The sequence below is a fragment of the Marinobacter oulmenensis genome (genome assembly GCF_014201735.1).
Taxonomy (GTDB): domain Bacteria; phylum Pseudomonadota; class Gammaproteobacteria; order Pseudomonadales; family Oleiphilaceae; genus Marinobacter; species Marinobacter oulmenensis.
Map to the genome: position 1 here is coordinate 20373 of NZ_JACHFE010000007.1, position 24811 is coordinate 45183.

The 24811-nt window shown below is 58.9% G+C and carries 27 protein-coding genes; 5 read left to right on the top strand and 22 right to left on the bottom strand.

The genetic code is table 11. The annotated features are described in order from the left end of the window. Positions 1-15: 15 nt before the first annotated feature. From HNR38_RS13215 to murJ, 11 genes are all read right to left on the bottom strand, one after another. A complete protein-coding gene (locus HNR38_RS13215) occupies positions 16-381 on the bottom strand; it encodes a hypothetical protein (RefSeq protein WP_183705043.1) in 366 nt (121 codons plus the stop codon). A 25-nt stretch (positions 382-406) separates the two neighbouring features. Further along, entirely contained in the window at positions 407-925 is a 519-nt protein-coding gene (locus HNR38_RS13220; RefSeq protein ID WP_183705045.1) for a PilX N-terminal domain-containing pilus assembly protein, read from the bottom strand. Next, positions 925-1923 carry a PilW family protein gene (locus HNR38_RS13225; RefSeq protein WP_183705047.1) on the bottom strand — a complete coding sequence of 333 codons (999 nt, stop codon included), beginning with the start codon at positions 1921-1923 and terminating at the stop codon, positions 925-927. Before HNR38_RS13225 ends, HNR38_RS13220 begins: the two co-directional genes overlap by 1 nt. Before the next feature lie 74 nt (positions 1924-1997). Continuing rightward, a complete protein-coding gene (gene pilV, locus HNR38_RS13230) occupies positions 1998-2537 on the bottom strand; it encodes a type IV pilus modification protein PilV (protein ID WP_343068321.1) in 540 nt (179 codons plus the stop codon). After that, positions 2538-3119 carry a GspH/FimT family pseudopilin gene (locus HNR38_RS13235; RefSeq protein ID WP_246362713.1) on the bottom strand — a complete coding sequence of 194 codons (582 nt, stop codon included), beginning with the start codon at positions 3117-3119 and terminating at the stop codon, positions 2538-2540. Between the two features lie 183 nt (positions 3120-3302). Then, positions 3303-4256, bottom strand: coding sequence for a 4-hydroxy-3-methylbut-2-enyl diphosphate reductase (ispH, locus tag HNR38_RS13240; RefSeq protein ID WP_183705051.1), 954 nt, complete (start codon positions 4254-4256; stop codon positions 3303-3305). A 153-nt stretch (positions 4257-4409) separates the two neighbouring features. Further along, entirely contained in the window at positions 4410-4862 is a 453-nt protein-coding gene (locus HNR38_RS13245) for an FKBP-type peptidyl-prolyl cis-trans isomerase (protein WP_183705052.1), read from the bottom strand. A 17-nt stretch (positions 4863-4879) separates the two neighbouring features. Beyond that, positions 4880-5377, bottom strand: a complete 498-nt coding sequence (gene lspA / locus HNR38_RS13250; protein WP_379919210.1) for a signal peptidase II — start codon at positions 5375-5377, stop codon at positions 4880-4882. Between the two features lie 11 nt (positions 5378-5388). Further along, positions 5389-8208 (bottom strand): isoleucine--tRNA ligase, encoded by a 2820-nt coding sequence (gene ileS / locus HNR38_RS13255; RefSeq protein WP_183705056.1) that lies wholly within the window; start codon positions 8206-8208, stop codon positions 5389-5391. Positions 8209-8252: 44 nt separating this feature from the next. After that, complete coding sequence (ribF, locus tag HNR38_RS13260) at positions 8253-9224, bottom strand: bifunctional riboflavin kinase/FAD synthetase (RefSeq protein WP_183705058.1); 972 nt, start codon at positions 9222-9224, stop codon at positions 8253-8255. A 118-nt stretch (positions 9225-9342) separates the two neighbouring features. Beyond that, positions 9343-10938, bottom strand: coding sequence for a murein biosynthesis integral membrane protein MurJ (murJ, locus tag HNR38_RS13265; protein ID WP_183705061.1), 1596 nt, complete (start codon positions 10936-10938; stop codon positions 9343-9345). A gap of 253 nt (positions 10939-11191) precedes the next feature. On the opposite strand from murJ, the gene rpsT reads away from it, so the two are divergent. Beyond that, entirely contained in the window at positions 11192-11461 is a 270-nt protein-coding gene (gene rpsT, locus HNR38_RS13270; protein ID WP_183705063.1) for a 30S ribosomal protein S20, read from the top strand. A gap of 135 nt (positions 11462-11596) precedes the next feature. Beyond that, a complete protein-coding gene (locus tag HNR38_RS13275) occupies positions 11597-13510 on the top strand; it encodes a PhoX family protein (RefSeq protein ID WP_221275819.1) in 1914 nt (637 codons plus the stop codon). A gap of 41 nt (positions 13511-13551) precedes the next feature. Here HNR38_RS13275 and proB read toward each other — a convergent pair whose 3' ends face one another. The 4 genes from proB to rplU form a co-directional block, all read right to left on the bottom strand. Next, on the bottom strand, positions 13552-14676 hold the full coding sequence (gene proB / locus HNR38_RS13280; RefSeq protein WP_183705065.1) for a glutamate 5-kinase: 1125 nt from the start codon (positions 14674-14676) through the stop codon (positions 13552-13554). A gap of 33 nt (positions 14677-14709) precedes the next feature. Beyond that, entirely contained in the window at positions 14710-15903 is a 1194-nt protein-coding gene (gene cgtA, locus HNR38_RS13285; protein ID WP_183705067.1) for an Obg family GTPase CgtA, read from the bottom strand. A gap of 143 nt (positions 15904-16046) precedes the next feature. Next, positions 16047-16307, bottom strand: a complete 261-nt coding sequence (gene rpmA, locus HNR38_RS13290; protein WP_183705069.1) for a 50S ribosomal protein L27 — start codon at positions 16305-16307, stop codon at positions 16047-16049. 35 nt (positions 16308-16342) lie between these two features. Further along, the gene (gene rplU, locus HNR38_RS13295) at positions 16343-16654 is read right to left on the bottom strand and encodes a 50S ribosomal protein L21 (protein ID WP_183705071.1); all 312 of its coding nucleotides are present in this window, start codon (positions 16652-16654) and stop codon (positions 16343-16345) included. Between the two features lie 242 nt (positions 16655-16896). Here rplU and ispB point away from each other — a divergent pair, with 242 nt between their 5' ends. Further along, positions 16897-17865 (top strand): octaprenyl diphosphate synthase, encoded by a 969-nt coding sequence (gene ispB / locus HNR38_RS13300; protein WP_183705073.1) that lies wholly within the window; start codon positions 16897-16899, stop codon positions 17863-17865. A gap of 44 nt (positions 17866-17909) precedes the next feature. On the opposite strand, the gene HNR38_RS13305 is transcribed toward ispB, so the two are convergent. After that, on the bottom strand, positions 17910-18896 hold the full coding sequence (locus HNR38_RS13305) for a glutathione S-transferase family protein (RefSeq protein WP_183705075.1): 987 nt from the start codon (positions 18894-18896) through the stop codon (positions 17910-17912). A 116-nt stretch (positions 18897-19012) separates the two neighbouring features. Between HNR38_RS13305 and HNR38_RS13310 the strand changes: the two genes are divergently transcribed. Further along, entirely contained in the window at positions 19013-19933 is a 921-nt protein-coding gene (locus tag HNR38_RS13310; RefSeq protein ID WP_183705077.1) for a LysR family transcriptional regulator, read from the top strand. Between the two features lie 75 nt (positions 19934-20008). Here HNR38_RS13310 and HNR38_RS13315 read toward each other — a convergent pair whose 3' ends face one another. Next, positions 20009-20659: a DUF2057 family protein gene (locus HNR38_RS13315; RefSeq protein ID WP_183705079.1), complete on the bottom strand. Its 651-nt coding sequence runs from the start codon at positions 20657-20659 to the stop codon at positions 20009-20011. A 281-nt stretch (positions 20660-20940) separates the two neighbouring features. Between HNR38_RS13315 and HNR38_RS13320 the strand changes: the two genes are divergently transcribed. After that, a complete protein-coding gene (locus tag HNR38_RS13320) occupies positions 20941-21138 on the top strand; it encodes a DUF6316 family protein (protein ID WP_183705081.1) in 198 nt (65 codons plus the stop codon). A 36-nt stretch (positions 21139-21174) separates the two neighbouring features. Here HNR38_RS13320 and HNR38_RS13325 read toward each other — a convergent pair whose 3' ends face one another. From HNR38_RS13325 to ribBA, 5 genes are read right to left on the bottom strand one after another with little or no spacing between them, the layout of a single operon-like run. Beyond that, positions 21175-21702: a phosphatidylglycerophosphatase A family protein gene (locus HNR38_RS13325; protein WP_183705083.1), complete on the bottom strand. Its 528-nt coding sequence runs from the start codon at positions 21700-21702 to the stop codon at positions 21175-21177. Beyond that, positions 21699-22649 carry a thiamine-phosphate kinase gene (gene thiL / locus HNR38_RS13330; RefSeq protein ID WP_183705085.1) on the bottom strand — a complete coding sequence of 317 codons (951 nt, stop codon included), beginning with the start codon at positions 22647-22649 and terminating at the stop codon, positions 21699-21701. Before thiL ends, HNR38_RS13325 begins: the two co-directional genes overlap by 4 nt. 9 nt (positions 22650-22658) lie before the next feature. Next, positions 22659-23135, bottom strand: coding sequence for a transcription antitermination factor NusB (gene nusB, locus HNR38_RS13335; protein WP_183705087.1), 477 nt, complete (start codon positions 23133-23135; stop codon positions 22659-22661). Continuing rightward, positions 23135-23611, bottom strand: coding sequence for a 6,7-dimethyl-8-ribityllumazine synthase (gene ribH / locus HNR38_RS13340; RefSeq protein ID WP_183705089.1), 477 nt, complete (start codon positions 23609-23611; stop codon positions 23135-23137). Before ribH ends, nusB begins: the two co-directional genes overlap by 1 nt. Before the next feature lie 49 nt (positions 23612-23660). Next, positions 23661-24776 carry a bifunctional 3,4-dihydroxy-2-butanone-4-phosphate synthase/GTP cyclohydrolase II gene (ribBA, locus tag HNR38_RS13345; RefSeq protein WP_183705091.1) on the bottom strand — a complete coding sequence of 372 codons (1116 nt, stop codon included), beginning with the start codon at positions 24774-24776 and terminating at the stop codon, positions 23661-23663. Between the last annotated feature and the right edge of the window lie 35 nt (positions 24777-24811).

Sequence of the window (24811 nt, forward strand, 5' to 3'; positions counted from 1 at the left end):
GACGACACCCCGACCTTACTGCCCGTAAAACCTGACTTTTTCCGCCAAGCGCGTTTCCGGGTCAAAAAATACTACCCCGGGCTCACCGTTTTTGCTCAATGCTGAAGACACGGAAACCGCCTCGTCTCCCAAGTAGACTTCCATATTCCTGGCTGGCAGGAATGTGGTTGGCCTACACCCTTCACACTCAACAATCGAAACATTCACCGGCTCACCGGAACCTGACGCCATGATCCGTAGGTCGACGCCCTCGGCGGCTTTTTGAACCGTCACATAACGCTGACCGACCGCAGAGGAATCCTGAGCCCATGCCGAAACAGAAACCAGAAAACCGAAGACAGCTAATAGGACAGAGTGACAGAAGCAGCGTGTTAACCTCATGAGATATCTCCCCAAATGCAATCGTTCAGTTGGGCTCAAAACCCTGAATATGACTTGTCCCTACCTGAGTTTGCGCATTATCCGTTGTCAGCCGAAGCTCAAACCTTGCCCTTGGAATCTGCGCTTGCCCAGATGTTGGGGCGGATCGTTCCTGCCCCGGCCGGGCAAACAACCCTGCATCGCCCACATAAGTCATGGTGTATTCCGCAGAGACCGGCGCGGTTGCACCACTGAAGTTCTGCGCAGCACTCGGAACACCGACACCTCGATCAATGGCGTCGCTCATGGCTGTTGAGGTTCCACCGATCACAGAATCATCTTCAAGAACATCCTCCAGCAGACTGGCGGTGTTCTGGAACGCGACATTCTTGTTCTGGGCATTAACAGCCATACGCTCCTGAAATACCGCCGTCTCCAGGCTTCCCAGCCCAAGCAATGTCACGACAAGCAGTACTATCAGACTGATGACAAGCACAGCCCCTTGTTGCCGCCCGGGGCCTGCCATCGCTATCGGTTTACAATCCATAATGTCCGCCATTGTCATTACTCGACATCAATCCGGTTCCTGACCTTAATGGTCATTGTAAACGCTGCTCTCAATCGGTCATCAGCCGGGTAGACTGCATCGGCTCCCCCCGTGCCAACTGGCTGAACGGTCATTCCTGGCAACTCGTAATCTTTGGCATCCGCCAGCTCAAGCACACTCTGTTCATCGCTGACCAGTAATCCGAGTTGAACCATGTCGACAGAATTCCAATCGTCGTTCCCCATATTCTCAGCATCTTGGAACTGAACATTGTCATCATCACGAACGCCGTAAAGCACTTGCAGACGCTCTACCCCACTAACAACTTCCAGACCATTCTGGTAGAGAGCAAATATGGCGTTACCGTTCTGATCGGTACGGCCCGTATCCCCTGTCCAATAACTGGTCGTATTGAAATGATATATCCGGGACCCCTCAGGATAGGACTGAGATAGCGCCTGATGATTAATCTGGTCATCATTCAAGCCGTCCGGGTCTCCGACTGTGAAGATGTCTGCACCGGCACAGTTCGTAATAAGTGCGTTCTGCCCCATAAGATACTCAGCCACAGCCCGATCAGATTCCGTATCAATAACACTCGACTCATTGGCCATATCCTGATCGAGAGCAAAGGAAGGGCCCGCAGTCCTTCGAATTTGCAGAACGTCTGACCCCGTCACCGCCGAAGCCTCCAACGCGGGGATGGCAAAATTATCGGCCGTATCACTCCAGCCATTGGCACCAGCTCGGGCACCCTGTAAGCCAGAGTCATAGAAGTTGCTATCAAGGTTAGAGCCAACGAAAGCAGGTATGAAATCCTGCATGGGATAAGAGCAACCCTGGTAACCAACCATCCGCAGATCCCTGGCAATCAGATCGAGCGCAATACGGCCAGACTCCTGCACCCTCGCAAGGGAGCGGCTGACCCGGGATGTTTCTGTGGAATCCAGGTACATCGTCAAGATGCCCAGCGTCAGCAGCGTACTCAAAAGTAACGCTATCATCAGCTCGATCAAGGATAAGCCTGTCTGCCAGGGCAACCCCTTATGAAAATGAACTCGACTGGATTCAGACGTCATCGCTCTCTGCCTTATAGATTGAACGCCATCTGGAACTGCTGGTTGTCATCATCATTGAACTCACCATCCTGACTGCTCCACTCAACCTGCTTCCAGGTAATCGTTATCGTGAAGGTATCTCCATTACGGTTAATGGATCCACCGGCGTCCGGCAGCAGGGTTGGACCAGTACTCGCTCCCTGCAGAGCACGAGTCCATGAAGCCAAGTCAGCATCCGCTAATTCACTTGGGGAACAAGCGGTACCCCCGGAGTAACAGGCAGGAATCGTCGGCGGATTTGAAACATTGAATCCATCATAGTTACCAGATTCCGCACCTTCCGGATTAGCCCGAATTCGGTCTGCAATATCATAAGCGAGGATATTGGCTTGGGTTCTCAGATAGGCATTCCGGTTATTTTCCAGGCCATTTATCACCATGGCTGCTGCACCTAGCAAACCAACAGAAACGATGACCAGAGTAACCAGAATCTCTATCATGGTTATGCCAGTTTCGCGACGCCACGAAAGCCACACTCGACAAGTCATAGGACGCTCCAGAAAGTTATCCATTCAAGGACAAGCGATGGCGTTACCCGCATGGTCTTGACCATTGCTAACGCTCCTTACCTGGCCAGCTGCCGAAACGACCAGCGCTTCAGCATTGGCCACGCCACGGTCATCACATACGATAAATGTACCTGCGCCAATAGTGCCCGCAGGCATTCTGGGCATCCCCTCGCTGTCAAACCGCACAGAGGAGTTAACACCGCCAAACCCGCGAACACGGAGAGTATTTCCACCGGCCAGTCCATTGTTAACACGAAGGACTTCATCGGCAGCATCTACTGAAACATCACCATTCACGTCTCTGAATACTAGCCAGCCGGTTTCCCACTGAGCATTACCACTGCAACTGGCGCCATCAGTGCTTGCACAGAATGTCACAAACTCCCCTGGCCGGATCGATGCGGAGCTGCGGGCGAAAGCGAGCGTTCCCGAAACAGTATTTATCTGGGAGGCGATCCTGTTGTTCTGAACCATCACCTGAAAAGACGGAATGGCAAAACCAATGACGATGCTCAGAACAAGCAGCGTCACCATTAACTCAACCAATGTCACCCCGGACTGATACCGCATTCGATCACCGCTCATCGGATTTCATTAATAAAAGGATAGGTTCTGCCAGTGGCTTTGTAGATAGTCTAGCGACAAGCGGTAAGAAGAATGAGATGAACGGCAGAATAATTCCGTATAGCGTGACCCAGATCACGGCCAGCAATAGCCACTTTTTTTGGCAGTGAGGTAAGGAGCGAAGGTTAGTTTATTGCGGCCGGGTTATCCCACCTCGACCGCATCAATGCGAAGCTCACGGGGCATGGAGAAAACGATATTCTCCTCTCTTCCTGAGACTTCTTCAGGCTCTTCCCCACCCAGTTCCTTCAGGCGGTTGATGACGTCAGCCACCAGAACTTCCGGCGCTGAGGCGCCGGCCGTCACGCCGACGGTGTCCCGGCCTTCCAGCCATTGCGGGTCAATCTGCTGGGCCTGGTCGATCAGGTAGGCGGGCGTGCCCATACGTTCGGCCAGTTCCCGCAAACGGTTGGAATTGGAGCTGTTCGGCGAGCCCACCACCAGCATCAGGTCGCAGTCGCTGGCCAGCTGTTTAACGGCGTCCTGCCGGTTCTGGGTGGCGTAACAGATGTCGTCTTTTCTGGGGCCTTCGATCTCCGGGAAGTTGGCGCGCAGGGCATCAATCACCCGGGCGGTATCGTCCATCGACAGGGTAGTCTGGGTCACGAAGGACAAGCGGCTGGGATCTTTCACCTCAAGGTTGGCCACGTCCTTTTCGTTTTCGACCAGATAGATCTCGCCGCCGTTGCTTCGATCATACTGGCCCATGGTGCCCTCAACTTCCGGGTGCCCCTGGTGACCAATAAGAATGCATTCCCGACCGTCCCTGCTGTAGCGCATGACTTCCAGGTGGACTTTGGTCACCAGCGGGCAGGTGGCATCGAATACTTTCAGGCCCCGCCGGTCCGCTTCTTTCTGCACGGCTTGCGACACGCCATGGGCGCTGAAGATCACCAAGGTGTCGTCCGGCACTTCGTGCAGTTCATCCACGAAGACGGCACCGCGGTCACGCAGGTTGTCGACCACGAACTTGTTATGGACCACTTCATGGCGTACGTAGATGGGCGCCCCAAACACGTCCAGCGCGCGGTTCACAATTTCAATGGCGCGATCCACGCCGGCGCAGAAGCCTCTGGGATTTGCCAGTCTGATTTGCATTTTGTTGCCTTTGGATTACGTCGCCCGCGGTGTGCGGGGCTGGCCTTTCCGGGACACGCGGTAAATACGTCCATGTAGCTTGACTGCAGCATCCCTGCTGCAGACAGTCCCGAAAAGGCCAGCCCCACACCCCACTAAGTCAGAGTGTACCGGTTAGTGCGTCGGCCCTGCCGGTTCGACATCCAGAATTTTCACTTCGAATTCCAGTGTACGCCCCGCCAGCGGATGGTTGAAGTCCACGTCCACTTCGTCGCCTTCCACCCGGCTTATCACGCCCGGAAGTTCCTGTTGGCGGGCATCGGCAAAGGAAACCACCACACCCGGCTCCAGCACCATATCAGCACTGAATTCATGACGTTTGAAGCTCTGCACATTACTGGGATTATGCTGCCCAAAGCCTTTTTCCGGGGAGACTTCGTAAGCGGCATGGTCGCCAGCCTTCATGCCGATAATCAGCGCCTCAAAGTTTTCGGGCAGATTTTCATCACCGATTTCGAGAGTGGCAGGCTCACTATCGAAGGTGGTATCCACCACTTCGCCGTCCTTGATCTTCAGGGCGAAATGCAGCTGTACGCGGGTTCCCTTGTCTACGGGTAATTCTTTCATGAGTGTTGGTCACTCCTTTAGGCATCGCCGCCGTCGGCGGGCTTGCGAAACAGGTCCAGAATCATCATGGCAGCGCCAATGGTAATAGCCGTATCGGCCAGGTTAAACGCGGGGAAATGCCAGTTACGCCAGTAAAAATGCAGGAAATCCACCACGTACCCATGCACCACCCGGTCATACACATTGCCCAAAGCGCCGCCCAGAATCAGTACGATGGCGATAGCGGTCCAGGTCTCCCCGGCTTTCAGTTTCCGGAGCCACCCTACCAGAACAACACTGACCACCAGCGCCAGGATCACAAAGAACCAGCGCTGCCAGCCACTGCCATCGGCCAGAAAGCTGAAGGCGGCACCGGTGTTATGCAGCAGGGTCAGGTTGAACATCGGCAGGACCGGCAAAGGATCTGCGTAGGTCAACAGGGCACTCGCCAGAGCCTTGCTGCCCAGATCAATGGCAATAACCAGCGCCGCCAGCCAGAGCCATTTCAATTTGCTGCCTGCCCTGCCCTCCGTCACCAGCGACTCCATCAGGCGTAGGCGCGGGTTTCGCCCGGCCCTTCCACGTTGGTCACGCAGCGGCCGCACAGATCCTCGTACTTGCCGTTCTGTCCCACGTCCTCGCGATGGTGCCAGCAACGCTCACATTTGGCGTGACTGGCCGGGGTTACCTTCACCATCAGACCTTCATGGCCGGTCTGTTCGGCACCGTCAGCTTCGGCAACAGGCCGCACGCGAGCTTCGGAGGTGATCAGCACAAAGCGCAGTTCCTCACCCAGGTGGTTCAGGCGCTCGGCCAGGTCACCCTCACAGTACAGCGTCACCTCTGCACTCAGGGAGCCCTTGATTTCACCGCGACCACGCGCTTCCTCGAGGCACTTGTTGACCGCTTCCTTCACGCTATAGATGTCGCTCCAGTACTCACGGCCCAGTTCCACATTCTCCGGCAGTTCGCTCAGACCTTCGTACCAGGTTTCGTAGAACACCGTCTCGCCGCGTTCACCCGGCAGGTGCTGCCAGATCTCATCCGCGGTGAAGCTGAGGATCGGGGCGATCCAGCGCACCAGGGCTTCGGCAACGTGATAGAGCGCGGTCTGGCAGGAGCGCCGTGCCAGGCTGTCTGACTGGGTGGTGTACTGGCGGTCCTTGATGATATCCAGGTAGAAGCCGCCCAGCGTCGCCTCACAGAAGTTATAGACCTTCTGGTAAATGCGCAGGAAAGCATAGTTACCGAAGTCCTCGTGGATCTCCCGCTGCAGGCGCAGCGCCTTGTCCACCATCCAGCGGTCCAGGGCGATCATCTCTTCGGGCGCCACCATGTGCTCCGACGGTTCAAACCCATTCAGGTTGCTGAGCAGGAAACGCGCCGTGTTACGAATCCGGCGATAACCGTCCGCGGTCTGTTTGAGGATGTCATTGGACACCGTCATTTCGCCGCTGTAGTCGGTCGCAGCCACCCACAGGCGCAGGATGTCCGCACCCAGCTGGTTCATCACCTCCTGGGGAGCAATCACGTTACCCAGGGACTTGGACATCTTGCGGCCCTTGCCATCCACGGTGAAGCCGTGGGTCAGTACCTGCCGGTAAGGCGCTACACCATTCATCGCGATGGAGGTTTTCAGGGACGACTGGAACCAGCCACGATGCTGGTCGGAGCCTTCCAGGTACATGTCGGCCGGGAACTGCCCCAGTTCCGGGCGCACCCGGAGTACCGATTCATGGGTCACACCGGAGTCAAACCAGACGTCCAGGGTGTCCGTCACCTTCTCGTACTGATCAGCGTCCGCACCCAGCAGTTCGTCCTGATCCAGATCGTACCAGGCATCAATGCCAGCAACCTCGATCGCCTGCGCAGCCTTCTCGATCAGCGCCTGGGTATCCGGATGCAGCTCCTGGGTATCCTTGTGGATGAACAGGGTGATGGGCACACCCCAGGTCCGCTGACGGGAGATACACCAGTCCGGGCTCTGTTCGAACATGGCTTCAATGCGGTTCTGGCCCCAGGCCGGCACCCAGCGCACACCCTTGATAGCTTCCAGAGCGTCCGCCCGCAGGTTGTGCTTGTCCATACTGATAAACCACTGCGGGGTGGCGCGGTAGATCAGCGGCGTTTTGGTGCGCCAGCAATGCGGGTAGCTGTGCTGGAATTTCTCGGAATGGACCAGCTTGCCTTCACGGGTCAGCGCAGCGCAGACCGGTTCGTCGGCCTTGTACACGTGCACCCCGGCAAATTCGCCGGCGGCCTCTGTATAGGTGCCGTCCGCCTTCACCAGGTTGACGGTATCGATGCCGTATTCCTTGCCGACCTCAAAGTCTTCCATACCGTGATCCGGCGCCGTGTGAACCGCCCCGGTACCGGCATCCAGGGAAACGTGATCACCGAGGATCACCGGCACCTGCTTGTCATAGATCGGGTGGTGCAGTTGCTGGTGTTCCAGAGCCGCGCCAGCGACATTAGCCAGCACGCGATAGTCTTCGATCCCCCAACGGGCCATGATGCCTTCGACCATGTCGGTGGCCAGGATCATGCGCTCCGGCCCCTGGCCGGCATTCACCTGAACCAGTGCGTATTCCAGATCGGCACCCAGAGACACCGCCTGGTTGGCGGGAATGGTCCAGGGCGTGGTGGTCCAGATAACAACGGAGATATCCCCCTCACCCTCTTCGGTACCAAAGGCCGCCAGCACCTTGGCCGGCTCCACAGCGGTAAAACGCACATCAATCTGTGTGGACGTCTTGTCCTGGTACTCCACCTCGGCTTCTGCCAGTGCGGACTGACCAACCACACTCCAGTAAACCGGCTTGTAGCCACGCACCAGGTGGCCCTTCTCCACAATCTTGCCGAGGGCGCGCACAATGCCCGCTTCCACCTTCGGGTCCATGGTGAGGTAGGGTTTGTCCCACTCACCCATCACTCCGAGGCGAATAAAGTCGGCCTTCTGGCCTTCGATCTGCTTGGCCGCATAGTCTCGACAGGCCTGGCGGAAGGTTTTGTAGTCCACCTTCACCCCGGCCTTGCCGATCTCCTGCTCGACCTTGTGTTCAATCGGCAGGCCATGGCAGTCCCAGCCAGGCACGTAAGGTGCGTCATAACCCATGAAACCACGGGATTTGACGATCATATCCTTGATGATCTTGTTGACCGCATGCCCGATGTGAATGCTGCCGTTGGCGTACGGAGGGCCATCGTGCAGGATGAACTTGTCACGGCCTTCACGCTGCTTGCGCAGGTTTCCGTAAACATCAAGATCCTGCCAGCGCTTGAGCATGTCGGGCTCGCGCTTGGCCAGGTTACCGCGCATGGGGAAGGCGGTTTCCGGCAGATTCAGGGTATGCTTGTAGTCGCTCATGTCGGTGTGCGCACTCTCTCGTTGGTCAGTCTGATCAATTAAATTCAGTCATCGTCCGCGGGCAACGGGTTATCCGCCAGCCATTCACGGGCCTGCTCAAAATCCCGGGCAATCTGCTGCCTCAACTCATCAACAGAATCGAACTTCACTTCGTCCCGCAGCCCATGGCGGAACCCCACATCCAGATGCCGGCCGTAAAGTGTGCCAGCAAAGTCAAACAGGTGCACTTCCAGGGATGGCCGCTTGCCATCCACGGTAGGTCGCAACCCGATGTTGGCAGCGCCGTCGTAGCTTTCACCGTTATCAAGCGTTGCTCTTACCACGTAGACGCCCCGCAGTGCCGGCATGCGATCAAGCAGGATATTGGCCGTGGGCGCGCCGATGGTACGGCCCAGTTGCCGGCCATAGACCACACGACCGTGAACCCGGTAAGGGTGACCCAACAGGCGCTCGGCCGCTTCCAGACCGTTCACATTCAGCAAGTTGCGAACCCGAGTGCTACTCACCCGGTCCCCATCCACCATCACGGTGCGGGTATTCTCAACGGTAAACCCCCGTTCTGCACCCACTGATTCAAGTAACCTGAAATCACCGGCACGATCACAGCCAAAGCGGAAATCATCCCCCACCACCAGGTGATGCACACCCAGGCCGTCAATGAGGATATGCTCAACGAACTCCATGGCTGAATAGCTGCGAAAACGGTCGTTGAAGCGCACGCACAGGACAATATCCACCCCGGCAGCCAGCAGCGCCTCGAACTTCTGACGGAATGGCATCAGCCGCGGCGGGGCATCCCGCCCCTGGAAAAACTCCTGAGGCTGGGGCTCAAAAATCATGACAACCGAGGGCACCCCCAGTTCAGAGGCCCGGCTTCGCACCTGATCAATGATGGTCTGGTGCCCCCGGTGAACCCCGTCAAAATTGCCAATGGTTGCAATGCAACCACGAGCCAGGGGCGATGCCGGGTCCCCGGAGAGCCGCTGAAGATTGGTCAGACCTCGAATCAGACGCATGTACCGCGAACCTTAATTTGCCGTCGGGTGATTTCAACGCCCGTGCCCGGACAAGTCACTGGTGAGAAAACGGGCGATTATACCTCAGGAACCCGGTGGGTAGAAATCAATCGGCGGCTCAGGAAGGCTGCCGGAAGTGCCGAATACGCACACCGGCAACGGCCAGCGCAAAGAAGTAGGCCAACACGCCAGCGATCACCAGTACGGCCATCTGCCAGGCCCGCTCCAGACCACCAAGGGCAAACCACTGGGCCGAAGACGCATTCAGCCAGACAATGACCGCCGCCAGGGCGGCATTGGCCACCAGCAACTGCAACAGAAAGCGAGTCCAGCCTGGCTGGCTCTGCCAGGCCCCTTCCCGGCGCAGGCCACGCCACAACAGAAAACCGTTAAGCCAGGCCGAAAGCGCTGTAGCCAGTGCCAGACCGGCATGGGCCAGCGGAACAATCAACGCCAGGTTGAACACCATATTCGCCACCATGGCAATAACACCGATGCGTACCGGCGTGCTCGTGTCCTGGCGCGCGAAGAACCCCGGCGCCAGAACCTTGATCAGCATGAACGCCAGAAGGCCCGCAGAATAGGCTCGCAGACTCTGGGCCGACATGATCACATCCCGGTCCGTCACTTCGCCATAATGGAACAGAGTGGCAATGAGCGGCTCGGCCAGCAAAGCCAGCGCCAGAGCCGCTGGCAGACCAATCAACAGAACCGCCCGCACCGCCCAGTCCAGGGTTGCGGCAAACTGCTCCGCCGAGGCGGCGGCGTGTTTGCGGGAAAGGCTCGGCAGAATCACGGTACCAATGGCGATACCGAATACACCAAGAGGCAGTTCTGAGAGCCGGTCCGAATAATACAGCCAGGACACGCTGCCGGTCTGGAGAAAAGAAGCCAGCACCGTATCCAGCAGCAGATTGATCTGACTGACCGACACGCCGAACAGCGCCGGCGCCATCAGCTTGAGGATACGGATCACCCCTTCATGGCGGTAATCCACCCTCGGCCTGGGCAACAGGCCCAGTCGCATCAAAAACGGCAGCTGGAAAAAAAGCTGTAACGCCCCGGCGATCATCACCCCCCAGGCCAGCGCCATCACCTCATCCTGCATTAATGGTGTCAGGAAAATCGCTGCTCCGATCATCGACAGGTTCAGCAGCACCGGGGTAAAAGCCGGTACGGCAAAGCGGTCATAGCTGTTCAGTATCGCGCCGGCAAAGGCGGTCAGGGAAATCAGCAACAGGTAGGGAAAGGTGATCCGCAGCATATCGCTGGCCAGCTCGAACTTGACCGGCTCATCCAGAAAGCCCGGGGCGAACACCGCCGTCAGCGCCGGCGCCCCCAACATCGCCACCAGCGTAACGGCCAGCAACACCAGCCCCAGAGACCCGGCCACAGCGTTAACCAGTCGCCGGACTTCCGAGGCATCCCCCTTTTCCCGATAGGATGACAGCACCGGCACAAAGGCCTGGGAAAAGGCGCCTTCGGCAAACAGACGGCGCAGGAAATTGGGGATTTTAAACGCCACGAAAAACGCATCGGCACCGGTGCCGGCGCCAAAATAGCGGGCTATCACCATGTCACGGGCCAGACCCAGCACCCGCGACAGCATGGTCATGGAACCCACGACTCCCGAGGAACGCAGCAAGCCTGGCGGCTTGGGAACAGGGCGGTTATTCGACTCGGCCTGGCCTGGCGTATTGTCTTCCGATGGCATGATAGGGTTCCAGAATACGGATGGCGTCTCGGTAATCCACAGGGTGCCCGGAGGACCTTTCCCCGGAGCCTGAAAGCGATGCGCGAGTGTACCACAGGCCGCCACACCCGGGGATCATGGCACCTCGTCGGCCTTGACATTTCAGGGTTTCACCGGCATAGTTCCGCGTCATTTATTTCGACGCGCTGCATTTGGCGCGCACGCGATACAAACAGTTTCAGTTTCTATAGTAACGAATTTCAGGAGTTTTACGGTGGCAAATTCCCCGCAAGCCAGAAAGCGCGCTCGTCAGAACGAGAACAACCGCAAGCACAACGCCAGCCTGCGTTCCATGGCCCGTACCTACGTCAAGAAGGTTGAAGCCAAGATCAAGGCCGGCAACGCCGAAGAAGCTCAGGCCGCTCTGAAAGAAGCCCAGCCGATCATGGACAGCATGGTCAACAAGGGCGTGTTCGCCAAGAACAAGATTGCTCGCCAGAAGAGCCGCCTGAACGCCCAGATCAAGGCCCTGAACAACGCCTGATCCGAGCGACGCAGAGAACCGGAAAAGCCGCGACCCAGGTCGCGGCTTTTTTTTGCCACCGTATCCGTTCTGTCACACTTGCCTGTTAAAAGTCGCTTCTGTTCCTCCCCTCCAGTCAATCAAGGAGCAAGTGACATGACCCACCAGAACATGATCGACCCGGAAGATCATCCGGAAATTGAACAGACCGATTTCGACCGCCTGACCGCCAAAGGCATCAGCCGCCGCAACTTCCTGCGCGGCGGCACCGCAGCCATGGGCCTGTTCCTGGCCGCAAGCCCTCTGGCCCAGGCCATTGCCGCGACCAGCCAGACCAGAGCCAGCAAACTCCTGGGCTTCAGCGCGGTTCCGGCCAGCACAGCCGACACCTTTGCCGTGCCCAAAGGGTACGTCGCCAAACCCCTTATTTCCTGGGGCGACCCCATTCTGAAGGGGGCACCGGCCTTTGACCCGTCCGGCAATCAGGATGCCGCCGCCCAGGCCGGCCAGTTCGGTGACAACACCGATGGCATGAGCTTCTTCCCTCTGTCGGAAGACCGTGCCCTGCTGGCCGTGAACAATGAATACACCAACTACGAATACCTCTTTGCCCACCAGGGCAAACAGGACCTGACCGCCGACGAGGTTCGCAAATCCCAGTCCGCCCACGGCGTCTCTGTCTTCGAAATCCGCCGCAACAGCCAGGGCGAATGGCAGGTTGCACCGGATTCCGACTACAACCGGCGGATCACTGCCAACACCCCGATGGAACTGACCGGCCCGGCCGCCGGCCATGACCTGATGAAAACCGCAGCAGACCCGAGCGGACGCAAGCCACTGGGCACATTCAACAACTGCGCCAATGGCCAGACCCCCTGGGGCACCTACCTCACCTGCGAGGAAAACTTCCACGGTTACTTTGCCTCGACCCAGGACCAGGTGGATCTGCCAGCCAGGGACACCCGTTACGGTCTGAAAGCCGGCAACCGGGGCTATCAGTGGTACCGGCACGACGAACGCTTCGATCTGGCCAAACACCCCAACGAGCCGCACCGGTTCGGCTGGGTAGTGGAAATTGACCCCATGAACCCCGAGGCCACCCCCCGAAAGCGCACCGCACTGGGCCGGTTCAAGCACGAAAACGCCGCTCTCACCATCGACCGCTCAGGCCATGTGGTGGTTTATCTGGGCGATGACGAGCGTGGCGAACACCTGTACAAGTTCGTGTCCCGTGACCGCTACAACCCGGACAACCAGAAGGCGAACCGGAACCTTCTGGAGGAAGGCACGCTGTATGTCGCGCGGTTCCGCGCCAACGACGGTGAGATCAAGGGCAAAGGGGAATGGCTGGAACTCAGCCATGGCAAGAATGGACTGACGGCCGAAAACGGCTTCGCTGACCAGGCTGAAGTGATGATTTTTGCCCGTGAAGCGGCAACGCAGGTCGGCGCCACCACCATGGACCGCCCCGAGTGGGTTGCCGTTCACCCGAACAACAAAGCGGTGTTCTGCACGCTGACCAATAACAAGAACCGCGGCCAGGAAGGCCAGCCTGTGGGCGGCCCGAACCCCCGCGCCAAGAACAACTACGGGCAGATTCTGCGCTGGTGGCCGACCAACGGCGACCACACCGCGACAAGCTTCGACTGGGACCTGTTTGCCATTGCCGGCAACCCGACGGTAGCCGAAGGCCTCTACGCCGGCAGCGATAACATCAATGCTGACAACATGTTCAACAGCCCGGATGGCATTGGCTTTGACCGTACAGGTCGCCTCTGGATCCAGACCGACGGCAAGTATTCCAATACCGGGGAGTTTGCGGGCATGGGCAACAACCAGATGCTCTGCGCGGACCCGGAAACCGGTGAAATCCGGCGCTTCGCTACCGGCCCGATCGCCTGCGAGATTACCGGACTGACGTTCTCTCCGGACCAGCGCACCGTCTTCGTGGGCGTACAGCACCCGGGCGAGGATCTGGCGCCCTCCCATTTCCCGGAGGGCGGCAACAGCAAGCCTCGCTCAACCATCATGATGATTCAGCGCCGGGATGGCGGGATGATCGGAGCCTGACGGGCATCACGGGCCAGGGATGGCCCGTCGTTTTGCGGGGATCAGACAATCACCAGGTTGTCCCGGTGAATCATCTCCTCATCGGAAATGTAACCCAGCACATCATTGATGCACTGGCTTGAGCGCCCGGCAATGGCCCGGGCCTCATCCGCATCGTAGTTGACCAGCCCCCGGGCAATCTCACGGCCACTCTCATCAACGCAGGACACCATTTCCCCGCGACGGAACCGACCGGACACTGAAGTGACCCCCACCGGCAGCAGACTGCGGCCACCCAGCCGCAGAACCCGCACCGCGCCGGCATCCAGGGTCAGACGGCCGCGCGTCTGCAGATGCCCGGCAATCCACTGTTTGCGAGCCGCCACGCGGCTTTGATCGGGCAACAGCAAAGTGCCAATCACATCGCCCTGGCGCAGGCGGTAGATCACTTTCTCGATCCGACCACCAACGATGACCGTAAAAGCCCCCGAACGCGCCGCCAGCCGGGAGGCCCGGAGTTTTGTCATCATCCCGCCCCGGCCCAGCGTTCCAGCTCCGCCGCCAGCCATGGCGTCCAGCTCCGGATCACTGGCCATGCGCTCGGCAACCAGTTCCGCATCCGCGTGCTTGCGCGGGTCCCGATTGAACAGCCCCAACTGGTCGGTAAGGATGAGCAAACCGTCCGCTTCAACCAGGTTGGCCACCAGCGCCCCCAGGGTGTCGTTGTCACCAAAACGGATTTCGTCGGTGACCACTGTGTCATTCTCATTGACGATAGGAATAACCCCCACGTCAAGCAGGGCCCGGAGTGTGCTGCGGCCATTAAGATAGCGCTTGCGGTCCGACAGGTCATCATGAGTCAGCAGGATCTGGGCGGTATGAATGCCGTGACGCATGAACTGGGCTTCCCAGCTCTGCACCAGCCCCATCTGGCCAACGGCTGCCGCCGCCTGCAGCTCATGCAGCTGCCCCGGGCGCCGCAGCCAGCCCAGACGGTTCATGCCAACCGCAACCGCCCCCGAGGACACAATCACAACCTCCACGCCATCCGCCACCAGATCCGCAATCTGGTCCACCCAAAGCCCCAGCGACACCTCATCCAGCCCCTTACCATCATTGGTCAGCAGGGCACTGCCGATCTTGATCACCAGACGTTTTGCCTGGCGCAACTGGACTCGTTCGCTCATGGTAAGGTGTTCTGCCTCTGGGCTGTGATGGGTTTAATAAGGGGCGTAGACCACCTCGACGCCGTCATCATCATCGTCGTCAAAATCGTCATCGTCGTCCTGCCGTGCCGCCCGGCGGGCCTGGCGATCGGCTGCCAGCTTGGCACGGGCTTCTTCGTCCATGCGTTGGCGCCGGGCAGCCTCAGCCTCGGCGGCTTCCGGGTTTTCGGCCTCGACTTCCGCCTGCTCCTCGATCCAGCGCATAACGGCCTGAACCAGCGGTTTGGTGCCCTCGCCCGTCAGCGCGGAAATCCAGAACACGGGGCCATCCCAGCCCAGCTCATCGACAATCGCCTGGCAGTGAGCCTCACGCTCATCCTCCGCCACCATGTCGACCTTGTTCAGCACCAGCCAGCGGGGGCGCTCGGCCAGCGTCTCACTGAACTTTTCAAGCTCGTGGGCGATGGTCTTCACCGAGTCAGCCGGAGACGAACCGTCATAGGGTGCCACATCCACCAGATGCAGCAGCAGACGGGTGCGCACCAGATGCTTCAGGAAACGCACACCCAGCCCGGCGCCTTCGGCCGCCCCTTCAATCAGCCCCGGAATATCCGCAATCACGAAACTCTGGTGAGCCTGAACACTGACCACGCCGAGATTCGGCACCAGCGTAGTAAACGGGTAATTGGCCACTTTGGGTTTGGCGGCCGAGACGGACCGGATAAAGGTGGATTTGCCCGCATTGGGCAACCCGAGCAGACCCACGTCCGCCAATACCTTCAACTCCAGGCGCAGATTACGGGCCTCACCCTCGGAGCCATTGGTGGTCTGCCGGGGCGCCCGGTTTACCGAGGACTTGAAGCGGGTGTTGCCCAACCCATGGAAACCGCCCTGGGCCACTTTCAGGCGCTGCCCTTCCCGGGTCAGGTCGCCCAGGACTTCGTGGGTGTCCATATCCACCACCGTTGTGCCCACCGGCACCGGCAGCACCAGATCCTCGCCCTTGGTACCTGTGCGGTTGCGCCCGGCCCCGGGCTCGCCGTTATGGGCCTTGTGTTTGCGCTGGTAACGGTAGTCGATCAGCGTGTTGAGCGAGCCATCCGCTTCCAGATAGACAGAGCCGCCGTCGCCGCCGTCGCCGCCGTCGGGACCGCCTTTGGGCACGTATTTCTCGCGCCGGAAGCTCAGGCAGCCGTGCCCGCCCTTTCCGGCTTCGACGATAATGGTGGCTTCATCTACAAATTTCATGATTAACCCTTTGCGCCTTGCGCATAAACTAAAAAGCCCCGCAGCCTCTAGGAAGCTATGCGGGGCTCCGGATGGTTCTGACTCCCGACTAGGTCAGGATATCACTGCCATCCCGGGTTCGGCAGAACCGGATCGCCGCTGCGTTACGCAGCCGGAACGATGCTGACGAACTTGCGGCTCTGCGGACCTTTGGTCTCGAACTTCACCTGACCGTCTGCCTTGGCAAACAGGGTGTGGTCTTTACCAATGCCTACGTTGGAACCAGCGTGGAAGCGGGTGCCACGCTGACGAACGATAATGCTGCCTGCAGATACAGTCTGACCGCCGAAGCTTTTGACCCCAAGTCGTTTCGACTCGGAATCGCGACCGTTACGGGTACTACCTGCTGCCTTTTTATGAGCCATTACAAGCCTCCTGTTTAAAGGGGTTAGTCCCGGGCTTAGCCCTGGATACCCGTGATCTTGACTTCAGTGAACCACTGACGGTGGCCCTGACGCTTCATGGAATGCTTACGACGACGGAACTTGATGATCTGAACCTTGTCGTGACGACCATGGTTGACCACTTCTGCAGTCACCTTGGCGCCGTCCACTACCGGGGCGCCGACTTTCACGTCATCGCCATCGGCAACCAGCAGTACACGGTCGAATTCAACAGTGCCACCTGTTTCAACTTCCAGTTTTTCCAGCTTCAGGGTTTCGCCTTCCTGAACGCGGTGCTGCTTGCCACCGCTAACAATTACTGCGTACATTCAATGCTCTCCGAGATTGACCCATCCCTGCTCTTATCCGCCTGGTTCTAAGGGAAGCGCTTTGGCAACCCTATTGCAGGGAGCGCAGGTTGGGATGAGTTGGGCGCGCAATTGTACGGCAAGCAGCCAGCCAACACAACCCGTGGTGGCGCTCAAGTTGACACTCCAGGCGTCAGTACATAGCATTGCCGCGACCTGCCCAAAAAGGCATCGACAGTACCAGCAAGGGACCCACCTGCCCGATGACAGCCGAGCGTATTTACGACACCGTGGCCGACGATTTCAGTCGCGTCAATGACCTGATTATCCGGCGGCTTGCCTCCGATGTGCCACTGGTGGAAAAAATCGCCCAGTACATCATCGAAAGCGGTGGCAAGCGCCTGCGCCCGCTGCTGGTTCTGCTGTCCAGCCAGGCTGCCGGCTACCGGGAAGACAACCACCTGAAGCTGGCCGCAGTCATTGAGTTCCTGCATACAGCCACACTACTGCATGACGATGTAGTGGACACCTCCGACATGCGCCGTGGCCGCAGCACCGCCAATGCCAAATGGGGCAACGCGCCCAGCGTGCTTGTTGGTGATTTCCTCTATGCCCGGGCCTTCGAGATGATGGTGGAGCTCAAAAGCCTGCCGATCATGGAAGTGCTCTCCCACGCCACGGCGGTGATCGCCGAAGGCGAGGTCATGCAGTTGATGAACGTGAAGAACCCGGACCTCACCGAAGACCAGTACATGAAGGTCATCCACAACAAGACCGCCATGCTGTTCGAGGCCGCCTCCCATACTGGCGCGCAGCTCGCCGGCGCCACCGAAGAACAGGAAACCGCCCTGCGGGATTACGGCAAACACCTCGGGCTGGCATTCCAGTTGGTGGATGATGTACTCGATTATCAGGGCAACGCCGAGACCATGGGCAAGAATGTCGGTGATGACCTGGCCGAAGGCAAGACCACCCTGCCACTGATTCAGGCCATGGCCACCGGCACGGACGAAGAGCGCCAACTGATTCGCCAGGCCATTCGCAAAGGTGGGCTGGATGACCTGCCGAAGGTATTGGAGACGGTTCGCCAGTCCGGCGCCATCGAATACACCATGAACAAGGCCAAGGAGCAGGCCCGGATTGCCCGGGACCTGCTCACCTGCCTGCCGGAATCGGCACACCGCCAGTCACTGGAGCTTCTTACCGAGGTGGCTGTTGCCCGGGTGAGCTAACTCCCCAAGCTTGACGCACGCCGACGGGCCTGCACCTTAGTGATCTAACTCACACTTTCACGCCCGTGCGGCGAACTGAAATCCAGCTCTGGCCCCACAGGCACGATCTGAGTGGGGTTCACGGTGCGCTGGCTCACGTAGTAGTGGCGCTTGATCTGTCCGATATCGACGGTATCGGCAACACCCGGCATCTGGTACAGCTCCCGAAGGTAACCGGACAGGTTCGGATAGTCCCGGATCTGCTGGCGATTGCATTTGAAGTGGCTGTAGTAAACCGCATCAAAGCGCACCAGCGTGGTAAACAGGCGCCAGTCAGCCTCGGTGATCCGGCTGCCGGTCAGATAGCGCCGGTCGGCAAGAATCGCCTCCAGCCAGTCCAGCGAGTCGAACAGCTCACGATAGGCTTTCTCATACTTGTCCTGTGCCGTGGCAAAACCGGCCTTGTAGACGCCGTTGTTGACGGTGTCGTAGACCCGCTCATTGATGCCTTCAATGTCATCACGAAGCGCCTCGGGGTAGAAATCCAGACCGGCATCCACGCCCTCAAGCCCATTGAAAGCCGAGTTGAACATGCGGATGATTTCGGCCGACTCATTGCTGACCACCGTCTCCTGCCGCTTGTCCCAAAGCACTGGGACCGTCACCCGGCCACTGTAGTCAGGTGCTGCGCGGGTGTAGAGCTGATGCAGGTACTGCAGGCCGTAGAGGTCATCCCGATGACCTGGCTGGTCCGGCCGGAACTCCCAGCCATTTTCCAGCATATCCGGATGCACCACGGACACTGATATGTGCGGCTCAAGCCCTTTGAGTTTCCGGAAAACCAGCGTCCGGTGTGCCCAGGGGCACGCCATGGCAACGTAGAGATGATAGCGCCCAGTCTCCGCCTTGAAACCGTCCACACCGGATGGCCCGGCGGAACCATCCGCGGTCACCCAGTTGCGGAAACGGGCCGCCTCCCGCTCAAACTTGCCGTCGGTCTTGTCGGTGTCATACCACTGATCAACCCACTGGCCATCAACCAACAGCCCCATAAAACCTCCTTTGCGAATGCTCACGCTGACCCATCAGATTTATAACGACAGGCTAACGCCTCTCCTGATAGGCTGATAACAAGCGTTTCTGGCAAACACATTCAGATTATTCGAACATGCATACAGACATTACGATCGACGCACTCAAGGTGCTCGACGCCATCGACCGCAAAGGCAGCTTTGCGGGCGCCGCGTCAGAACTGTTCCGGGTTCCCTCCGCCATCAGCTATACCGTGCAGAAGCTGGAAGAGGATCTGAACGTCAATATTTATGACCGAAGTGGCCACAAGGCCGTGCTGACACCAGCGGGCCGATACCTGCTGGAGGAAGGCCGATCCCTGCTGGAAGCCGCGGAGAATCTGGCCCACAGTACCCGCCAGGTCGCTGAAGGCTGGGAAACGCGGTTGCGCATCGGCTTCAACTCACTGATGCCGGCCAATCTGCTGTTCCCGGCGGTCAATGAATTCCAGCAACTGGGCGTCCCGGTAGATGTCCAGATTATCGAGGAAGTCTTTGCCGGCACCTGGGATGCCCTGCAAAGCCGGCGGGTGGATCTGATCATTGGCGCGGACCAGCTCAGCAAACCCGCAGCCAGCTTCACCACAGCCCCTCTGGGGGAAATCGAGTTTGCTTTTGCCGTCGCCCCGGACCATCCACTGGCCAGCGCCAGCGAGCCCCTCACCGAATCGGATATCGCCAGTTACCCGGCGGCCGTCGCGGCCGACACCTCCCGCTCTTTGCCTCCGGGCAATTCGGGCATCTTCCGGCGGCAGCGCACACTGACGGTCAGTAATATTGACCAGAAGATTGAAGTGCAGGAAGCGGGGCTCGGCGTAGGCTGGCTGCCAGTGCCCAGAATCCGCCAGCCACTTCAACGCGGTTCACTGGTACTCAAAGAGGTGCAGGAGCCCAAGGCCCCGGTTGGCATTCATCTGGCAAGGCACAGTGAGGATCGGGGCAAGGCTCTGATGTGGTTCTGGCAGCGCCTGGAGAACGACACCAGCATTCGGAGCTGGCTGGAACGGAATCCCCGATGACAGCCATGGAACGGGGCCGATGACACGCATAGCGCGGGTCATCAGCTGAGACTTACCCGTCCCCGGGAAGAGGTGTTATTCGAAGGCCCAACGCAGGAAGGTACGCTTCTCTTCCTGATTCGCCTGCTCCCAAAGTCCCTTGAGCTGTTCCAGTGTATTGCCCTGGGGTAGCACTGTGCGATTGCCACCGGCAGTGCCCGCCGTAGAGGTGGCCGACTGGTCAAACATGGACCGGCCATCCCACTCACTGGAAGAAGCCACTTCACTACCATTGGACGACACCACGGTAACGGCAAAGTCGTCTTTCATCCGCTCGGCTTCACGACGGTTGTCCGGTTTATCAAACTCGAAACGGTAGGTCGCTCCGGCACGGGCGTTGAAACGCACCACCTGGGGCTCGGTTTCAACGACAGACACGCTGGATTCGTCGTTATCGGTAACTCTGGGGTTGGCCCAGATTGACTTGTAGGTGAAGATCACTTCGGCATCACCCGGCAAAATACCATAATCCAGAGCCAGGTCTTCCAGCAGGTAAGTCTGCATACTCATGCCGTTAATACTCTTGACCTGAATAGAGCCAGGCGCCTCCAGTACTGCAGGGTTGGCAGATCCCTGAGGATTACCATCCCAGGCATTGAGCTGGGCGGCAGACGATGCGCAACCGGCAATGTAAGCACTTGCAAGCACCAGCAAGGCCAACCTCAAAATTACTGAAACACGACTCATATTCGCCTAACTCCTTAATTACCGGACTGTATTCTCATCTGCCAAGCCTCAGGGCCCACGGTCTGGCTGGCACCAGCGAGCATTCTGACCATAGCCACCGCGGAGGGCAAGGCTATTTCATGGATTTCAAGACCTGCCCAGGTCCGCAAAGAACAAAATTTAATCAAATTTGCGCCGAATCAGGTTGCTTTTGCCCCATCTTGGATTAACTTGAACAGAAAGGACTCGGCTTGATTCACCCGGCGCCCAAAAACACAGAAGATATGCGCCCAGGAGATGTCATGGATACTCAGCGCAGATCTGGAGAAGATGGGCCGGTGCCCTTCCGCAGCAGTCGTTTCTTCTGTGTCGGCAGCAACTGGTACTTTACCACCCGAGAGGGTTTCGACAGTGGTCCTTTTGCCTCAAGAGAGCGGGCGGAAATCGGTCTGAAACGCTTCCTGCATGTAGTTCGGTTACTTCCTGAAGAGTATCACTGAGCAGCCCTTAACGCCGGCGTCTCGGGTGAGAACGAATCACACCAGATAGGGCATCAGCCAGGCGTCGATGGCCCAGAGGCTGACCAGCGCCATGCCCCCAGCCAGGATGTCGTCCACCATGATACCCAGCCCGCCCGGCAGGTGCTCATCCAGCCAGCTGATAGGCCAGGGTTTGACCACATCAAACAGCCGGAACAGCATGAACGCCATCAGCACGCCGTATATGTCCTCGGGCATCAGGCCCAGGGCAATCCACATGCCGGCAAACTCATCCCAGACGATACCGCCATGGTCATGCACCTTCAGGTCACGGGCGGTCTTGCCACAGAGCCAGATACCGATGACACAGGCGAAAAACACAACCAGCCAGTAAAACGGCAGGGGTAGCCAGGCAAACAGGTACCAGATCGGGATCGCCACAAGGCTGCCCCAGGTACCGGGCGCACGGGGGGCAGCGCCACTACCAAAGCCAAACGCCAGCAAATGGACCGGATGACGAAGAAACCCCGGTGGTAGTATAGCCTGCGGGGCTTCCGGTTCATGCTCCCCGTGTTCGTCTGTCAAACTGACCTCCCGAAATGATCATACCCTGACGCCCCGGACAACGAGCGCCCCCCTTCAAGCCTCAGCCCTGACCCGGCCTCTACCCGGCCGATGGTTGTCAATTGCGAGCGCACAGCCTCCGGCAGACTCATCAACGCCTCATCATTGATACAGACGCACAGTTCGTAATCATCCCCGGCAGACAATGCCAGTTCGACGGCCCGGTCGCCTGTCAGTTCCACCAATGCCTTGCTCAGTGGAATGCAGCCAGGGTCAATGCTCGCGCCAACGCCGGAAGCCGAGAGTATATGATTCAGGTCCGCAAGCAGCCCATCGGAGATATCGATCGCCGCCGAGGCTGCCCCGATCAGGGCCTGCGCCAGCTCAATGGGTGGCCGGGGAAAATGATAACTGGCCAGCACGGCCTTCTGAGCCTGACTCGGCTCGGTGACACCCAGAAAATCCAGTGCCGCCCCGGCATTGCCCAGCGGACCGGTCACACAGATCCTGTCGCCCACCCTCGCGCCGGACCGGCGAAGCGCGCCACCGGCCGGAACAGTTCCATGAACCTGCAGGGAAAGAGTCAGGGGGCCACGGGTGGTATCCCCGCCGGCCAGGCTCAGGCGGAAGGTTTCGCTGGCTCGGGCCAGCCCACGGGCAACTTCCGACAACCAGCGCTCATCCGCCGCGGGAAGCGTCAATGCCAGGGTAAAGCAGACAGGAGAAGCCCCCATGGCAGCAAGGTCACTGGCAGCCACCGCCAGCGAACGCCAGCCCAGGTTGAAAGCCGGGTAGTCATGGGGGAAGTGGGCACCTTCGACAAGGGTGTCCACAGAGAACACCAGGTCCCGGTCCGCCGGCACCCGCTGTATGGCACAGTCGTCACCGGGGCCGAGAATGAGCTGCTCCCGGCTGGCCATCACTGACAGCGGCTGAAAGAACCGGCGGATCAGCTCAAATTCGCCCATGGGCCAGTCTCAGCGCGGACGGGTTTCCGCCAGCCGAACGCGACGGCTGAGCTTGTCGAGAATGCTGTTCACGAACTTGTGGCCCTCGGTGCCGCCAAAGCGCTTGGCCATCTCGATGCCCTCATTGATCACGACCCGATAGGGCACATCCAGACGATGCTTCAGTTCATAGGCACCCAGCCGGACGATGGCCAGTTCAATGGGATCGACCTCCGCCAGGGGCCGGTCGAGGTAAGGCTCTAGCAGGCGGTCAAGCTCATCCTGTTCACGGTGAACGCCGCGAAGCAGATCCCGGAAGTACATCTGGTCAACCTTGCTCATGTCGTTATCGACAATCAGCTCTGCCTCAATATCCGCAACCGGCGTCTTGCTGAAATGCCGGTGATACAGGCCCTGCATGGCCAGAGCCCTGGCCCTGCGGCGGTCGCCGGCTTTCGGCTGACCGCTTTTACCCGCCTGGGGCGTGTTTTCGCCAGTATCGCTCATCACTCACCCAACTTCCTGAACAGGCTGACCATCTCCAGGGCGGTAACGGCGGCTTCCGCGCCCTTGTTACCGGCCTTGGTACCGGAGCGCTCAATAGCCTGCTCGATGGAGTCCACCGTCAGCACGCCAAAGGTCACCGGCACGTCGGTCTCCAGGCTGACGGCACCGAGCCCGCTGGACGCTTCTCCGGCCACATAATCGAAATGCGGGGTTCCGCCACGGATCACGGCCCCCAGGGCAATAATGGCGTCGTAGTCGGCAGTTTGAGCCACGCGCTTAACTGCCAGCGGCATTTCATAGGCTCCGGGCACCCGCACAATGGTGATGTCGTCCCGGGAGATGCCATGACGAATCAGCGTGTCCACAGCCCCCTCGACCAGACTTTCAACAACAAAGCCGTTAAAACGGCCCACCACCAGCGCATACCGTCCGCTGCACTGGGTAAAATCACCTTCAATTACTTTGATATCTGCCATCACACTATCCTTCAGTGGTTACGACCCACACAGGCCGGCAACCGGGTTATCAGTTTTCGGTATAGGGCACATATTCCACCACTTCCAGGGCAAACCCGGAAATGGCGGAGAATTTGACCGGCGGGCTCAGCAACCGCATTTTACCCACGCCGATGTCCCGGAGAATCTGGGAACCGGTACCTACGGTGAAATACACGCCGGACCCGCCTTTGCCCGAGGAGTGCTGCCCCTGGTCAAAGAATTCATGAATCCGGTCTTCCAGGTTGTAGCTGTCCTCGGCGCTGTTGAGCAGCACAACCACACCCTGACCTTCCTCAGCCACCTTCTCGAGGGCATGGTGCAGCGGCCAGCTCCGGGAATCCTTGCGCCGTGCACCCAGCAGATCCCTCAGGGTGTCGGTGATGTGAACACGGACGTATGCCGGTTCCTCCGGACGGATATCGCCCATGATCATGGCCAGGTGGGTAGCGCCCTGAATGTTGTCACGATAGGTACGCAACCTGAATACGCCGTACTCCGTATCCAGCTCGTTCTCCTCTACGCACTCGACGGTTTTCTCGTTCATGGTGCGGTAGTGGATCAGGTCGGCAATGGTACCGATCTTCAGGCCATGGTGCTCGGCGAACTTCTCAAGATCCTCGCGACGGGCCATGGAGCCATCGTCGTTCATCACCTCGCAGATCACGCCGGCCGGTTCACAACCCGCCAACTGCGCCAGGTCACAGGAGGCCTCAGTGTGGCCCGCCCGGCTCAGAACCCCGCCCGGATCCGACATCAGCGGGAAGATATGCCCCGGCTGGACGATATCCGAGGGCTTGGCATTGAGTGCTACCGCAGCCTGCACGGTGCGGGCACGGTCGGCCGCGGAAATGCCGGTGGTCACCCCTTCGGCCGCTTCAATGGAGAGGGTGAACTTGGTGCCGAAACCGGACGCGTTCTGCTGCACCATCAGGGGCAGGTCCAGTTGCTCACAGCGTTCCCGGGTCATGGGCATACAGATCAGGCCACAGGCGAAACGTGCCATGAAATTGATGGCCTCGGGCGTGCAGTACTCGGCAGCCATGACGAGATCGCCTTCGTTTTCACGATCCTCGTCATCCATCAGAATGACCATCTTGCCCTGACGGATGTCTTCGATAATCTCTTCAATAGAGTTTAATGCCATAGCTATATGCATCCTGTCGGCTTCACCGGCGCCAA

Coding starts and splice junctions, on each gene's coding strand:
- ispH (WP_183705051.1), bottom strand. CDS start 4,256: ATGCAAATCAGACTGGCAAATCCCAGAGGCTTCTGCGCCGGCGTGGAT.
- rpmA (WP_183705069.1), bottom strand. CDS start 16,307: ATGGCTCATAAAAAGGCAGCAGGTAGTACCCGTAACGGTCGCGATTCC.
- pilV (WP_343068321.1), bottom strand. CDS start 2,537: ATGGATAACTTTCTGGAGCGTCCTATGACTTGTCGAGTGTGGCTTTCG.
- rplU (WP_183705071.1), bottom strand. CDS start 16,654: ATGTACGCAGTAATTGTTAGCGGTGGCAAGCAGCACCGCGTTCAGGAA.
- thiL (WP_183705085.1), bottom strand. CDS start 22,649: ATGGGCGAATTTGAGCTGATCCGCCGGTTCTTTCAGCCGCTGTCAGTG.
- HNR38_RS13235 (WP_246362713.1), bottom strand. CDS start 3,119: ATGAGCGGTGATCGAATGCGGTATCAGTCCGGGGTGACATTGGTTGAG.
- ileS (WP_183705056.1), bottom strand. CDS start 8,208: ATGAGCGACTACAAGCATACCCTGAATCTGCCGGAAACCGCCTTCCCC.
- HNR38_RS13275 (WP_221275819.1), top strand. CDS start 11,597: ATGACCCACCAGAACATGATCGACCCGGAAGATCATCCGGAAATTGAA.
- ribBA (WP_183705091.1), bottom strand. CDS start 24,776: ATGGCATTAAACTCTATTGAAGAGATTATCGAAGACATCCGTCAGGGC.
- HNR38_RS13305 (WP_183705075.1), bottom strand. CDS start 18,896: ATGGGGCTGTTGGTTGATGGCCAGTGGGTTGATCAGTGGTATGACACC.
- nusB (WP_183705087.1), bottom strand. CDS start 23,135: ATGAGCGATACTGGCGAAAACACGCCCCAGGCGGGTAAAAGCGGTCAG.
- ispB (WP_183705073.1), top strand. CDS start 16,897: ATGACAGCCGAGCGTATTTACGACACCGTGGCCGACGATTTCAGTCGC.
- murJ (WP_183705061.1), bottom strand. CDS start 10,938: ATGCCATCGGAAGACAATACGCCAGGCCAGGCCGAGTCGAATAACCGC.
- HNR38_RS13320 (WP_183705081.1), top strand. CDS start 20,941: ATGGATACTCAGCGCAGATCTGGAGAAGATGGGCCGGTGCCCTTCCGC.
- ribH (WP_183705089.1), bottom strand. CDS start 23,611: ATGGCAGATATCAAAGTAATTGAAGGTGATTTTACCCAGTGCAGCGGA.
- HNR38_RS13215 (WP_183705043.1), bottom strand. CDS start 381: ATGAGGTTAACACGCTGCTTCTGTCACTCTGTCCTATTAGCTGTCTTC.
- proB (WP_183705065.1), bottom strand. CDS start 14,676: ATGAGCGAACGAGTCCAGTTGCGCCAGGCAAAACGTCTGGTGATCAAG.
- HNR38_RS13310 (WP_183705077.1), top strand. CDS start 19,013: ATGCATACAGACATTACGATCGACGCACTCAAGGTGCTCGACGCCATC.
- HNR38_RS13245 (WP_183705052.1), bottom strand. CDS start 4,862: ATGAAAGAATTACCCGTAGACAAGGGAACCCGCGTACAGCTGCATTTC.
- cgtA (WP_183705067.1), bottom strand. CDS start 15,903: ATGAAATTTGTAGATGAAGCCACCATTATCGTCGAAGCCGGAAAGGGC.
- HNR38_RS13315 (WP_183705079.1), bottom strand. CDS start 20,659: ATGAGTCGTGTTTCAGTAATTTTGAGGTTGGCCTTGCTGGTGCTTGCA.
- HNR38_RS13220 (WP_183705045.1), bottom strand. CDS start 925: ATGACAATGGCGGACATTATGGATTGTAAACCGATAGCGATGGCAGGC.
- ribF (WP_183705058.1), bottom strand. CDS start 9,224: ATGCGTCTGATTCGAGGTCTGACCAATCTTCAGCGGCTCTCCGGGGAC.